Origin of the sequence: Butyricicoccus faecihominis, from assembly GCF_024462775.1 — a bacterium.
In the GTDB taxonomy this organism is placed as follows: domain Bacteria; phylum Bacillota; class Clostridia; order Oscillospirales; family Butyricicoccaceae; genus Agathobaculum; species Agathobaculum faecihominis_A.
Map to the genome: position 1 here is coordinate 1 of NZ_JANGCE010000022.1, position 12,205 is coordinate 12,205.

Annotated in this window: 16 protein-coding genes; 1 reads left to right on the forward strand and 15 read right to left on the reverse strand. The window is 53.6% G+C overall.

What is annotated here, in order from left to right; genetic code table 11:
• Positions 1–113: 113 nt before the first annotated feature.
• The 6 genes from NE562_RS11505 to NE562_RS11530 form a co-directional block, all read right to left on the reverse strand.
• Positions 114–1,037 carry a hypothetical protein gene (locus NE562_RS11505; protein ID WP_280962568.1) on the reverse strand — a complete coding sequence of 308 codons (924 nt, stop codon included), beginning with the start codon at positions 1,035–1,037 and terminating at the stop codon, positions 114–116.
• Entirely contained in the window at positions 1,037–1,765 is a 729-nt protein-coding gene (locus tag NE562_RS17685) for a hypothetical protein (protein ID WP_305147460.1), read from the reverse strand. Before NE562_RS17685 ends, NE562_RS11505 begins: the two co-directional genes overlap by 1 nt.
• Positions 1,758–2,729 (reverse strand): collagen-like protein, encoded by a 972-nt coding sequence (locus NE562_RS11515; RefSeq protein ID WP_280962569.1) that lies wholly within the window; start codon positions 2,727–2,729, stop codon positions 1,758–1,760. Before NE562_RS11515 ends, NE562_RS17685 begins: the two co-directional genes overlap by 8 nt.
• Positions 2,729–4,741 carry a hypothetical protein gene (locus NE562_RS11520; protein ID WP_280962570.1) on the reverse strand — a complete coding sequence of 671 codons (2,013 nt, stop codon included), beginning with the start codon at positions 4,739–4,741 and terminating at the stop codon, positions 2,729–2,731. The genes NE562_RS11515 and NE562_RS11520 overlap by 1 nt, the downstream gene beginning before the upstream one ends.
• An 85-nt stretch (positions 4,742–4,826) precedes the next feature.
• On the reverse strand, positions 4,827–5,210 hold the full coding sequence (locus tag NE562_RS11525; RefSeq protein WP_280962571.1) for a hypothetical protein: 384 nt from the start codon (positions 5,208–5,210) through the stop codon (positions 4,827–4,829).
• Complete coding sequence (locus NE562_RS11530) at positions 5,210–6,775, reverse strand: hypothetical protein (RefSeq protein ID WP_280962572.1); 1,566 nt, start codon at positions 6,773–6,775, stop codon at positions 5,210–5,212. The genes NE562_RS11525 and NE562_RS11530 overlap by 1 nt, the downstream gene beginning before the upstream one ends.
• Positions 6,776–6,908: 133 nt before the next feature.
• On the opposite strand from NE562_RS11530, the gene NE562_RS11535 reads away from it, so the two are divergent.
• Positions 6,909–7,475 (forward strand): hypothetical protein, encoded by a 567-nt coding sequence (locus NE562_RS11535; protein ID WP_280962573.1) that lies wholly within the window; start codon positions 6,909–6,911, stop codon positions 7,473–7,475.
• On the opposite strand, the gene NE562_RS11540 is transcribed toward NE562_RS11535, so the two are convergent.
• The 9 genes from NE562_RS11540 to NE562_RS11580 all read right to left on the reverse strand — a co-directional run bounded on the left by NE562_RS11540 (position 7,457) and on the right by NE562_RS11580 (position 12,095).
• On the reverse strand, positions 7,457–8,032 hold the full coding sequence (locus NE562_RS11540; RefSeq protein WP_280962574.1) for a bacteriophage Gp15 family protein: 576 nt from the start codon (positions 8,030–8,032) through the stop codon (positions 7,457–7,459). The genes NE562_RS11535 and NE562_RS11540 overlap by 19 nt on opposite strands.
• A complete protein-coding gene (locus NE562_RS11545) occupies positions 8,029–8,424 on the reverse strand; it encodes a DUF6673 family protein (RefSeq protein WP_280962575.1) in 396 nt (131 codons plus the stop codon). The genes NE562_RS11540 and NE562_RS11545 overlap by 4 nt, the downstream gene beginning before the upstream one ends.
• Positions 8,421–8,930, reverse strand: a complete 510-nt coding sequence (locus NE562_RS11550; RefSeq protein ID WP_280962576.1) for a phage tail tube protein — start codon at positions 8,928–8,930, stop codon at positions 8,421–8,423. Before NE562_RS11550 ends, NE562_RS11545 begins: the two co-directional genes overlap by 4 nt.
• A gap of 1 nt (position 8,931) precedes the next feature.
• Positions 8,932–9,357, reverse strand: coding sequence for a hypothetical protein (locus NE562_RS11555; protein WP_280962577.1), 426 nt, complete (start codon positions 9,355–9,357; stop codon positions 8,932–8,934).
• Positions 9,354–9,815: a minor capsid protein gene (locus NE562_RS11560; protein ID WP_280962578.1), complete on the reverse strand. Its 462-nt coding sequence runs from the start codon at positions 9,813–9,815 to the stop codon at positions 9,354–9,356. The genes NE562_RS11555 and NE562_RS11560 overlap by 4 nt, the downstream gene beginning before the upstream one ends.
• Entirely contained in the window at positions 9,812–10,141 is a 330-nt protein-coding gene (locus NE562_RS11565) for a DUF6751 family protein (protein ID WP_280962579.1), read from the reverse strand. The genes NE562_RS11560 and NE562_RS11565 overlap by 4 nt, the downstream gene beginning before the upstream one ends.
• On the reverse strand, positions 10,141–10,485 hold the full coding sequence (locus NE562_RS11570; RefSeq protein WP_280962580.1) for a hypothetical protein: 345 nt from the start codon (positions 10,483–10,485) through the stop codon (positions 10,141–10,143). The genes NE562_RS11565 and NE562_RS11570 overlap by 1 nt, the downstream gene beginning before the upstream one ends.
• Before the next feature lie 152 nt (positions 10,486–10,637).
• Positions 10,638–11,504 (reverse strand): hypothetical protein, encoded by an 867-nt coding sequence (locus NE562_RS11575; RefSeq protein ID WP_280962581.1) that lies wholly within the window; start codon positions 11,502–11,504, stop codon positions 10,638–10,640.
• A 3-nt stretch (positions 11,505–11,507) separates the two neighbouring features.
• The gene (locus tag NE562_RS11580; RefSeq protein WP_280962582.1) at positions 11,508–12,095 is read right to left on the reverse strand and encodes a phage scaffolding protein; all 588 of its coding nucleotides are present in this window, start codon (positions 12,093–12,095) and stop codon (positions 11,508–11,510) included.
• Positions 12,096–12,205: the final 110 nt, after the last annotated feature.

Sequence of the window (12,205 nt, forward strand, 5' to 3'; positions counted from 1 at the left end):
CGCTACCATGCCCGGTAATCATGGCGGTCACCGCCTAAAGGGTAATTAGGGGTTTTTACCCCCCCCCCCCCCATATTTTTACATTTATTGTGTTGTACATATGATTTCCCTCCTTAGTAGATTTCTGCGTCAATATCAATCCATGGTGATGTGGAACCATCGTTTCTTTGAAGCATTCCTAGAACCGTTGCGCTTATATTCGGAATCGCCGTCGATATAGTAGCTATTGTTTTCATCACATCGTTAACGGCAATATCTGTCGGAGTTTCAGCGGATACAACGCTCCCATTCACTGGATTTCTAAATATGATCCGGTATTGATCCGCTGATGATAGTTTAACGGTTGGAATTACTCTTTTAGTGGAATAGTTAATAGTGAATACACCTTGCGCAGATCCTTCTTGAATATATTCATAGTCGGTTAATTGTGAGCTGTTCCAATTACCTAATCGCTCAAAATACCGTTTACACCTTGCTTCCTCCACCGCCATATCCGGCGGCGCGTCATACATCAGCGTGGAGATAGGGCCGGGTTCCAGTTTGGCGCGGTGGAGATGAGCAACGGTGTCTTCAGTCGAGCAGTTGCAGATAAAGCACCTGATATAATGCACCCCATATGTGCCCGTTGGCATGGTGAAAGATAGCGTGTTAAGACCCTGTTGCAAATCGTGCCCGATCGTGTTGTTGCCGCCTGCGCCAGTGCCATCGCTGCCCCGCACAGCCTGCGCATCGATATACCATCCGGGCGGCGGCGCTTCGGGGAAAATAGCGCTGAAAGTGAAAGTGTCCCCAGCGCGAAGAAACAGTGCATCGGTGATCTGCCACACGCCGGAATACGCGATTCCCAACGAATGCACCTTAATACCGTCGCTTACCACGTCGATCTGCGCGTCAAGGTTGGATTTCCATCGGTCTACGGTGTAGGTGTTATGCGGCACGCGGTAAGACGCTTGTGCCCTTTGGTTGACCCAAAACCCGCCGTTTACAAACATATCCGTCCCCGGCGCCCAAATCCCTGACCCAATCGTATTGACCATCAGCCATCCCCTCCAATCGTAACGCTAATCGGGATATCCACCGTATTCAGCGCTCCATAAGCCCGCAAAGTGATTTGTCCCGCCGCCTGCCCGCCATCTTGCAGCCCAAGTACTTGATACTGCTGTGCCGCCTGTACCGATGCATCCGACGCAAGCCGCACATCCACCGTGCATGTCGCCGTGACACCCGGAATGGATATCGTCTGCGAATATGGATAGCCGCCTGTCCATGTAGGCGTGATCGTGGCCGTGGCCGCCAGCGGCTTACCTACTGCGTTTGTCAGCTTCGCCCGGTCTGCATCGGACAGATGCTTTGCCGCATCCTCTATGTGCTCCGGCATAGCGGCGGCGGCTTGATCGTATTGCTGTTCGGTGCCGCTGTAACCGCCCTCGACGGCAGATTGATATTGACTTTTGCCGGTATCACCCTTCGGGCCTGTCGCGCCGGTATCGCCTTTTATGCCTTGTGGGCCTGCCGGACCGACAGGGCCCGTAGCCCCTTGAGGCCCAGTCGCACCCTTTGCGCCGGTCGCACCGTTATCTCCTTTGTCACCCTTCGGGCCCTGCGCGCCTTGGGGTCCGGTGTCACCCTTATCACCCTTTGGGCCTTGCACGCCCTGCTTACCTTGGGGACCTTGCGCACCTACCGGGCCGGTATCGCCTTGTGGCCCCTGCGGGCCGATCAACGGCCCACCGAGAGGGATATCTTCATATGTTACATCAGGCATTTACAATCTCCTTTCGCCAGTAAAGTATTCCGTCTTTTAAAACCAGCGGGGGCGGCGATGTACCAGTTGGCACACGAGCCATCAGCATACCATCCGCGCGCATCCACAGCGTAAAGAATCCATTAATCGGAGCTGTAACGCCACTGTCTCCGCGCTGTCCCGCGGTGCCTTTATCGCCCTTATCTCCTTTGGGGCCCTGAATGCCTTGCGCCCCCTGCGGGCCAACCGCGCCCTGTATTCCCTGCTCGCCTTTAGCACCTGCCGGGCCGATGGGGCCAGCAGGACCTTGCTCGCCCTGTATGCCGCGCTCGCCTTGGAGGCCCCTCTCGCCCGGCGGGCCGGTCGCGCCGGTTGGCCCCTGCCCGCCGGTTGCACCCTTTGGTCCGGTTTCGCCTTGCGGGCCGCGCGGGCCAGTTTGTCCGGTTTCACCGGTTTCGCCGCGCGCTCCTTTCGGGCCGACGTCACCTTTATCGCCCTTGTCTCCCTTTGCTACAATCCGCGTCCAAAAGCGACTATCCGGCGGAGCAATCCCAGTACAGGTGGAAGTGCATATATAACTCGACCCATCGCGGTATACCTTGTTGCCGACAACGTATTCTCCTGCTGGATCGTAGGTTTCCCACAGCATCATTGCGGCGTTATTGGCTTGCCGCTGCGATTCCTGCCGCTGCCGGATGGCTTCATCATTCTTGCGCTGAATTTCAGCCGCCTTTCGCTCATTCTCGGCGGGCTGCATGCTTGCCGCCGCCTGTTGGGCAGCTTGCGCGGCTTGCCGAGCGGTTTCCTCCGCTTGCCCTGCTTGCGTGGCCGCTTCTCGCGCTGCATCTCTGGCCGCTTGGGAGGCGTTTACAGCGCCTTGGATTTCAACTGAACCGGGCTGGCCGCCGATTGCTCCGCCGTTCAGGATATCAATAGCAGCGTCTATCTCCTCGCCGCCGTATCTGTGCATATAAGTCTTCGACATTAAACTATCAACCTCCTGCCGTATTTATCGAAGCATTCGCGTCCCTCGCGGTCGATTGCCGCGCCTGAACTGCGCGGATTGTACACGCGATAATACACGATCACGCAGCCGTCGCCACCAGCGCCGCCGCCTGAGCCGAGGCCACCAGTACCGCCACCGCCATTCCAAACGGCATTTGCGCGGCCTTTACCGCCGCCACCGCCGCCACCACCACCGTGGCCGCCGGTTCCACCGTTGCCGCGCGTCATTGGTTTGCTAGGCGTTGCAGTCGCATCCGCTCCTGCGCCACCGTTTCGGCCTGTCACCAAATATCCGGGGCCTGTACCCAGAACGTCGTCAACATACGAACATCTGCCGCTGCCGCCATCGGAACCGTTATTGCCCATGGCGGCGCCACCGCCAGCGCCGCCACCAGCAAATGCTACGATTTGACCATTCGAGCCGATTGCCCCCCGGTTATCGCCCCCCTTGCCGCCGAGAAATGACAAAACGCTTTGACCGTCGCCTCCGGTACCAGACGCTTCTTCTGTTTTCCCGTCGCCACCGTCTCCGCCAGCAGTTCCGGGGTCTCCTGCCCTTGCATAGACAGCTCCGCTAAAGATATCTACAAACCCGTTCGCGTAGGAGGAGCCATTATCAGAACTGTAGCTTCCAAACGTTGTTGCGCTTCCCGGCGCTCCTGCATTTGAGCCGTCCTCTGAGGCAAGTGCACCGCCGCCGCCCAAACCAATAGATATTGAGAATTTCGCGCCGGGAGTGACATCAAGTACCACCTGAAACACCTTTCCGCCCGCGCCTCCGTCGCCGCCGGAACCGCCTTTACCGCCCTTGTTACCTGCTCCGTCGTCCTGACCATTCTCGCCCTTATATCCGCTCATGCCGCCCTGCGCCCCGCCTATAATAACCACATGAACACTAAAGGTGTTTTCCGGTACAATAAATTCGCCGTTTTGAACGATCACCAACGCATTGTTATAGTATTCGTCCTCGCCTATGTCCGGCGGCGCATACCCCACCAAATACCGCGTAGCCGCCCGGAGGATACCGGACAAGGCAACGTCCGCACTTTCAATGCAAGCCTGCACCGTGCCGCCGTAGGGATGCGCTACCGTTACGACATCGCCGGGGCTTTCACCGTCCATCACGGTGTCCGCTTCGATCACTTCCCGCGCGGCATAGTACCGCGCAAGGCGTTCGGCCACGGCGTTTGCATTTGCCAGTGATACAAGGGTTGCATCCTCCACACGCTTCACGTTTTCGGTATCACCGGGGTTGACAGCCTTGCTCACCTCGCGGGTGTTATGTACGTAGGCGGTGCCGGACAGCGTGCCGTTGCCAGAAGATACCTTTGCGTAATTGACGCCGCTCTCCAGAATACGGAACCCGTTCGCCACCAGATCATGCATCGGCGCGTCGAACGTGATGATGTCGCTCTCCGATGTGGTGCCCTCGTACAGCGTTTTAGATTCCGCGCCCTTGATGTACTGGTGTTCCGTGACGATGACCCGCGTTACCGGCGTGTCTGATTCCACCGAACCGCCCTCGAATACGCGATCCTCTCCGATTGTGGCGCTCACACCGTCCCACAAGCCTTCGATTCGCAGATAGCCGTTCATATCCACCTTGACCGTCGCCCCGATCGCAAACAGCACCTGCGACAGGTTTTCCCGGCGTGTGGCGATAGGCAGATACCCGTAAAGCTTGATATCTTTCAGGTTGGTCTTGACGTAATGCGGCGTGCTGCCGCAGATATCCGCCACGACCTCGGCCACTGTCTGGCCGGTATAGATGCCGCCGTAGTGGTCCGTCTCATCCAGCAAGCCCATGGCTGACGTGCAGGTAAAGCTATACCGCGTCTTGGCTGTGCGCTTGATTTTCTGCACGAAGAAGATGCCTATCTGCTGGCCGTCGTTGTAGTACGTCAGCGGTGCGTTTCGCGTGAAGGTAAGCAGGCTGGTATCGTTACTCTCCACCTCAAAATCCAGCGTGTTCATCTCGAGGGAAGCGCTCATCAGATCGTTTGCGAGGTGACATTCGCCGGATTTGACATCATCTTGCGTGAATGTTCGATTTCCATATGTAATCTTCTGGCTCATATTATGGCCTCCTATTGGGCTCCATGGCAGTGAACTTGATCGTCAGTTCACCCCACAGATTTACCTTATCGGTCATGCGGCGCAGCACATCCGATGCATTGGACACATATGCCCGGAAGGTTTTCGTTTCCTGCCCATATGGCACCGTGATTGTGTGGTAGTCTACCGGCGCGGTCAGCGTTTCATACAGCGCGTCATAATCGGCCGGCGACATTATTGATGATCCAAATTTCAAGTTATAGTGATAGTAAGTGCCTATCAAATCGCGCACGTATCGGCCAGACAGCAAAGGGCCGGAGTTGCTTCCGTCTTTCAATTCGGCATTCCGCACTAACTCAACAACGCCAACTGAAAAACTTTTCCCGTCCAAAACAATAATACTCATTAGGTATCTCCTTTGATTAAAGTGATCCCACGCCTACGGCTATTTTCGTCGAGCTCTATTCCGAGTGATCTCACAAACCCTGTAGTTGGTCGCAGAACTAATTCTATTCTTTGCACACCGCTCCCGCCGCCGCTTTCCTCCCGGACAATTTGTCGAAGCATCCCTTCGGGGGCTTCAAAGTTACGTCCGCTTTTCTGGTCACCAAGCACGGCAAGAAACTCGTTATTGGGTGGGATCACGGCTCCGGTTGCAAATTTGGGGATCGATGCCGACCGCGAATAATATGGGGTGACGCCTTTCCCTAGATTGGGGCTACTGGAAGAAGCATTCATTTGCGCGTTTGATTTTGATTCTGCTGATTGTATCGCCACCGTCATTGCTGTGATTCCAGCAACAATGGCCAGCGCCGCAATGCCCATCGTAATTGCCGACTGGAACGCTCCGACTGCCAACGCTGCCGCGAATGCGACGGCAACAATTCCGCCAAGCGCTGCAGCTACCTTTTCCACTCCTGACATGCTGTCCCATGCTGCTCCAAGGCGCGTCAGCATTTGAACCAAAAGACCAAACACCAATACTAGCGCTGCGACTTTTCCGGCTGGTGTCGAAAGCACTTCGCCAAACTTTTGAAACGCTCCCCCTATCCCGCTTATCATTCCTATAATGTTTTTCGCTGTATAGTATGTGGCAATTCCTGCAAGAAGCGACAAAATGATATTTGCCATGGTCTCAACAGCCGCTGGGTTTGCAGCGGCCCAGTCGGAAAACTCTACAAGCTTTGCAACAATAGCAGAAATACCATCCAACACCGGTTGAAGTAGTGGAATTAACGCGGTACCGATATTTCCCATTAGAACATTAATTTGTTCCGACAAAACGCGCGTTTGGTTAGCCCAACTGTCAGATGTCTTTGCAAAGTCGCCCTGTGCAAGCGATAACTGTTCGGTGACATATTTATATCGCAGTTCAACCTGTTCAGCTTGCGTCATTTTGTCAATGTTTTTTTGGATGCCCTGCTGATAAGCAAATTGCTGTAAATTGGTTTGTGTCATGACTACGCCGAACTGCTTTAGCGTCTCGGTTTCGCCGGTCCACACAGATTTCAAAGCCGTACTGGCTACATCCTGCGAGACATTGTAAAATGAAGCCATATCCGCGCTAAGAGCGGTCATATTAAGAGACATGTCTGCCGCCGCTTGACCTGTTACTCCCATGCCGGTTGACATTGCCATATAAGTGGAAGCTGTTTGCTTCGCTGCAAGCTCCGACATGCCGAACTGCTCAATAGAAGTTTTTGCAAACTCCTCCACTCGTCCGGCCATACCTCCAAACGCCGTATCAACAACGTTTTGTACCTCTTGTAAATCGCTTGCAGCTTCCAGCGCTCGCCCGCCAAAATCTTTAATCGCGCTAACGGTAAACACAGCTCCAATGGTTTTGCCTAACTTGCCTAGTGCTCCATCAATATTTGTAACCTTCGCTTGAACATCATCAACACCTTTTGAAAAACCGTCAGTACTGATTTCTGTATCAATTTTTATACTGCCGTCATATCCTGCTGGCATCTAACTACCTCCTTTAGGCATAATAAAACCACCCTACTTTTGCAAGGTGGTTGTTTCGCATGTCGAATTATGGTAAACTATATTAAAATAATCGCTCTGAGAGTGCGGATTCATTAAAATGGGGGTTATCTTTATGGCGGCAGAATATATTGATAAATCGGGAGATAGCATTGATCTTACGGTCATTCTAGGGGTATATCGCACCCGTTCGGAGATTGTGCGTTTTTTTAAGCTTTGTACTAATTATAACGATGCAGAATGTCAGAACGCCGCCGACTACATATTAGAAAATATTACACCTGAACCATGCACAAAAATGGAATCAAAGAGAATACGAAAGCGCATCGAGGCGGAGTTTTGTAGTGAACCATGGCATGCTAGCAAAACAAAGCGTATGGTGGTGGCCGGTATTTGCGCTATACTTTTTTTCGGCATTCTTTTCTTTTCTCCACCCGCATTCATCACAAAGCTTATTACAGGAGCCGCTACTGTTGTTTCCGAAACACAGTTCAACAATGTGGATAATGGAATGACCTATGAAGAAGTAAAAAATTTATTCGGGGGCGATGGCTCACTTCTTTCGTCATATGGAAACGTCGAAATATATAAATGGCCCGGAAACGGTATGCTCGGTTCTAACTGTAATGTTTCATTTCAGGATAAGCGCGCATATAGTAAAGCTCAGTTTGGCTTGCGTTGACCTAGCTTCCGCATAAACTCGCTCTCGATTTCCTGCCATTCTGTATCCTTTTGCATAGGCAATTCTAAGATATCGTGTAATTGGCTGTAGGCTTGCCGTTCCTCGTTGCTCAGTTTTCCATCACGCTTTCGTCTGCGCAGATAGATCATCCGTTGAAAAAAGCTTTCTTCACTCAAATCCGTGAACATATAGCAGAATTTCCACCAGTGTAAATGATTGATCGATTCAAGGTCAACCCCGTATGATTGATAATAAGCAGACCAGATATAGTCCGCGTCATGCGCAAAGCTGTACAGTCGAGCGTGTGGTTCTGTATCTCTTTGACGGGTATCTCCACAATTTAAAAACAATACCGCCATTTCGCACGCTTCTGTGAGATTTGGCGGTATTGTTTTGTATAGGCGCGTCAGCATAACGGCTTGTTTTTCTTCATCCGTAAGTTCGTTGTCCTCAAACGCAAGGATGATTGTCAAACAGTCGCGGAAATCTGAATTTATTTCGTATTCCCTACCATCAATCTCTATTGCATCCGGGAAACGATCAGATAGTGCATTCACTTTCTTAGCACCTTAGTGACATTCGTGTACTTTGCAAGCTTTTTCTCCTGTTCGGCGGAAACGCATGTTTGAACCTCATATAAAAACTGGAATACCACATCAAGCGAAAAAGTATTACAGAATACCATTTCACTTGTTCCGTTTCCGAACAGATCATCAATGTCAGTGTAAATGTCCTTGCAAATTTTCTCTTCCAGATCGATGAATGCCGCCCCATCGCTTTGGGGGATTTTTTGCGCGTCTGCTATATATTTTTCCTGCCGCTGCTTAAATTTCCCTTGAAGCGCATAAAACGAACGCCTAAAATCAGTATTGCTAGGGTCAAACACCAGCTCTCCGACCGGTTTCCCGTTGCGCTCCACCGGAAGAATCAGATTTGTTTGAATATTCATGCACTTACGCCCCCTTCTTCAGTAAATGTCTTGGTTTCGGGGTTAAATGTGCCGTGCACAGGGTCGCCTCGAAGGTTTAGGCTAAAGTTTAATTTCGTCGATTCACCGCCCGCGCCGCCAAAATCGTCCACCTGCACGCCACACTTGTTGCGCTCTGCCGGGTATGCGCCCTCGGTCGCTTCCTTGTATAGATAGACGAACAGCACATCGGTTACGCAATCGTCCAGCACCTTTCGCTTAATGCGGATATCGTCCACAAACTCAAATACTGGATCGCCTTTGATTGCGGTCATAGGGTTGTTTACGGTCGGCTTGTAGTTCTCCACGTCCGTCACGCCGGTGTCCTGATTGATGTAGGTTTCGTCGCTGGTCTGTGGGTTGTACGAGATCGTCTGCTCGGTCACGCCGTCGCCGATCAGCGACCACACCGGCGTTTCCTCGGTGCCCGTATTCAAAAACGATGCAAGCAGCTTACGCTTGATTTTGGATTTCTTCACTACGGCCATTTTACTTCCTCCATTTCGTGATTCTTAATTGTATTTGCACTTGATAAATGCCGCTCCCGTCCGTGTTCACGTCGTACAGCAGCAAATTGGATACGTCGATTGCATCCACTGTATAGCCGCCGGGAATTTTGGGGAAATCGTCGTTGTCTGCACGGTTCTCAAGCCATTCGGTGAATCCCTCAAGAAAATCGTGGTTTTCAGCCCGATCAGCTTCATCCGTAACCGATTCGCAAGCATAAAACACATAGTTTTTTGTGTATTCCCGGTTCCCGGCAACATCGGTTTGCGTCTTGCCGTCCCCCGCCGGTGCCAGTGCATAGCTTGACGGCACATCCTTGGTCAGATCGGTCAGCACTTTGCTTAACGGTTGCAAACTCATGCCCGGATATTCGCCAAGCCAGTCTTGCATGACCTTAATGATACTCATTTGCCACCTCCCGCCAGTCGTCGTGCGCCCGCAAGGATATCTTGCTTGTGCGCAGATTTCATTCGCTCAAACCAAAAAGCTCCACGCATTGGCGCGCCGTGAAATTTAATTTCTTTGCCTGTTGGTTTCTTCGGGGCTGTAGGCGAGAAAAACCCGCCATCCGAGCGTGGGATATTCGGCCCATATACTTTGCCGTAGTACAGATACCGCGCATATGGCGCAATCCATTCAACCTCGCCACTTCCAATTATCGTGCCAAGAATGCCGGATTTCTTAAGCATGCCGGTTTGAAATGGAATAAGCGGATCGGATCGGCGCAAAACTTCGTTGTCGACAAACATCTGCGCACGATCATACCTGCCTTGCCAAGTATCCTGAAAACCCGGATTCCATACAAGTCTTGCTGTTTTCCCGTCTTTTGTATGAAATACCGTTCCTCGCGGCGTTTCAATTTTCACTTCCCCGTCACCTCCCAGTGCGGCAACCCGCCGAAACCCAGCCGGTCGGCCGCGGATACCATCACGGCACCCGCGGCCAGCAGCTCCTTCGCGCTCTTGGGCTGCAGCGGGACGTCGCCCTGCATCATGTAGTCCTGCGCGCAAACAGAGAAACCCTCTGGCGCGCTCTCCATGGGAATAATGACGAATATCCCATTGTCCGGCGAAACGCCCGTCTTGCGAAGCTGAACGCCCCGGTTGTCCTCCCAGTACGCGCCCTCGATCAGGACGCGGGTATAGGTTTCATCGTCCGAGCGGTTCCAAACTGTGATTGTTGGCTGAAACATCAATACACCCCTCCGTACAATAATCCGGTTGGCGCCAGTACAAATGCGGCCACTCGATACAGCCGCTGCTCAAAGCTTTGCCCACTTGACAGATAGGTTTTTGACCATTTCCCCACAGTCTCGCTCGCCACCTCGCCGCCGCTGTCCTGCCGCTGGTATTCCTCGGCCAGCGCGCAGCACGCGGTCTTGATCTGCTCCGCGTGCTCCGTATCCTTGGCCGCGTTACCAAACGTCAGGCTGTCAATGTATGCCGAAGCAAGGCAGGACAGCCGCGCAAAGGCGCTCTCAGCAATCATCGTGCCGCCGTAGGTGGTCTTGTAGTAGCTGTAATCTGCATAGGCCATTGCGCGGCCCTCCTTTCGTCAACCCTCGGGCTTTTCATCCTCGGGTTTCGTGCTTTCTGGTTTCTCACTCTCGGGCGGTTTATTGCCGCCCCGCTTCTTCTCTTTTTCGGGGAACGTCAAACCGATTACTTTACCCATGGCGTTCTCCTCCCTTACGCCTTGTGGTGCAGGTAGATGCCCGCGACCTTGTTCGCGTAGGTGTCCGCGATGCCGACGTTGCGGTAGCCGAACTTGTAAGCGTCGCTGTCCTGATTCACGTCGGGCGTGATGATCTTCGGCGCGATATGCTTGGGGAACTGAATCACAGCGGGCTTGTGCACGATCATGAAATTGATCTCGGCGCCGTCCGTGGCCTTGGCGTAGCCGCCCGCCTCCTCGCCAGCCTTGCCCGTCTTCTGCTCGATCGCCGTGTAAAAGCGGGTCTGCGGCACATCCTTGATCGCGGCGAAGCGCTGGAACACCTCGCGGCTCTTGGTCGTGTCCATGTCCTGCACAAGGCCGTGCAGCGTGGGCGTGATGTACAGATAGCGCTGGTCGATCGGCACCTCGGCTTCGTCCATGGCCGTGGTCGCCGCGCGCAGCGCCGCGATGACCGCCGCGCCGTCCGCCAGCGCGCCGCTTACCTTGGTGATGCCCGACTTGCCCGCGTAGCTTGCAAAGCGGAACGCGTCCAGCTCCGGCACCACCTTGGTGCGGATGAACTCGCCCGCCAGACGGCCAAAGGCAATGCCCGCCGTTTCCAGATCGTCCATCGAATCAACGGTGAACATGCGGCCGCGGTCAAAGTTGCACTTTACCGTTTCATTTTTCAGCGTCACATCGCCCTTGACATAGCCGTCGTTGCGCGAATAATCGCCAAGGCCCTGCATGTCCAGCATCGGGATGATTAACTCGTTCGCGTTCGCGCCCTGCGTCGCCAGCTCGGGCGCGCCGTCCAGCTCGGACGTAAGGGACGCCAGCTTGTAAACCTCGTCCAGCAGCGGCACATAGGCCTTTGCCAGTTCAATCGCGTTTGCCATAATTTATAACTCCTTTTCACTCGTGGGCAGCCCAAACGCCGCGCGCAGCACAGCGCCCGCGCCGCCCGTATTGCCGCCGCTTGTTTTACTGACAACGTGCGGGGCGGGTTCGCCGTCGTCCTCCGCGAATGCGTGCGGATCGCTTTCCTTGTAGGTCTTAACGAAATCCTCAAGGCCGAGCAGCTTGCCTTCCTGCACCGGCAGTTTCTTCGCCGTCAGATCGGCGACAAAGGCTTTCCGCGCGCTTTCGCTGGTGAATTTCAGGCCGGTTACAGCACCATTGACCGAGTATTCGTACTCCTTAGCTGCAAGCTGGTCTTTTAGCGCCTGCGTGTCGGTATTGTACTTGGTTTCCCATTCCGCCGCCTTGGTCTTGATGCCGTCGACATCGAGCTTTTCAAAGCCCTTGATCGCTTCGTTGGCTTCTCCGAGCTGGGTATTCAGCGTATCACGCTCCGTGGTCAGCGCCGTGATCTGGTTATCGAGCGCGGTCTTGGTCTTGCCGTGCTCAGCCATGATCGCTTCGATTGATTCCTTCGACAGCTTCGCACCGTCTCCAAGGTCAAGACCTTCTAAAAATTCGCGTTTCATACTTCTTCCTTTCTCCCGCTGCGCTGCTTTGGTTCGGGGTTGCGATCCCCGCGCGGGTGTGCCTCGTTGCGCCCGGCACGCGGCGAAAATAGTATAACAAAAGGACGATA

Bases quoted from the DNA above. Each gene is read 5' to 3' on its own strand.
- NE562_RS11505 (WP_280962568.1), bottom strand. From the start codon at position 1,037: ATGGTCAATACGATTGGGTCAGGGATTTGGGCGCCGGGGACGGATATG.
- NE562_RS17685 (WP_305147460.1), bottom strand. From the start codon at position 1,765: ATGCCTGATGTAACATATGAAGATATCCCTCTCGGTGGGCCGTTGATC.
- NE562_RS11515 (WP_280962569.1), bottom strand. From the start codon at position 2,729: ATGTCGAAGACTTATATGCACAGATACGGCGGCGAGGAGATAGACGCT.
- NE562_RS11520 (WP_280962570.1), bottom strand. From the start codon at position 4,741: ATGAGCGCTTCCCTCGAGATGAACACGCTGGATTTTGAGGTGGAGAGT.
- NE562_RS11525 (WP_280962571.1), bottom strand. From the start codon at position 5,210: ATGAGTATTATTGTTTTGGACGGGAAAAGTTTTTCAGTTGGCGTTGTT.
- NE562_RS11530 (WP_280962572.1), bottom strand. From the start codon at position 6,775: ATGCCAGCAGGATATGACGGCAGTATAAAAATTGATACAGAAATCAGT.
- NE562_RS11535 (WP_280962573.1), top strand. From the start codon at position 6,909: ATGGCGGCAGAATATATTGATAAATCGGGAGATAGCATTGATCTTACG.
- NE562_RS11545 (WP_280962575.1), bottom strand. From the start codon at position 8,424: ATGAATATTCAAACAAATCTGATTCTTCCGGTGGAGCGCAACGGGAAA.
- NE562_RS11550 (WP_280962576.1), bottom strand. From the start codon at position 8,930: ATGGCCGTAGTGAAGAAATCCAAAATCAAGCGTAAGCTGCTTGCATCG.
- NE562_RS11555 (WP_280962577.1), bottom strand. From the start codon at position 9,357: ATGAGTATCATTAAGGTCATGCAAGACTGGCTTGGCGAATATCCGGGC.
- NE562_RS11565 (WP_280962579.1), bottom strand. From the start codon at position 10,141: ATGTTTCAGCCAACAATCACAGTTTGGAACCGCTCGGACGATGAAACC.
- NE562_RS11570 (WP_280962580.1), bottom strand. From the start codon at position 10,485: ATGGCCTATGCAGATTACAGCTACTACAAGACCACCTACGGCGGCACG.
- NE562_RS11575 (WP_280962581.1), bottom strand. From the start codon at position 11,504: ATGGCAAACGCGATTGAACTGGCAAAGGCCTATGTGCCGCTGCTGGAC.
- NE562_RS11580 (WP_280962582.1), bottom strand. From the start codon at position 12,095: ATGAAACGCGAATTTTTAGAAGGTCTTGACCTTGGAGACGGTGCGAAG.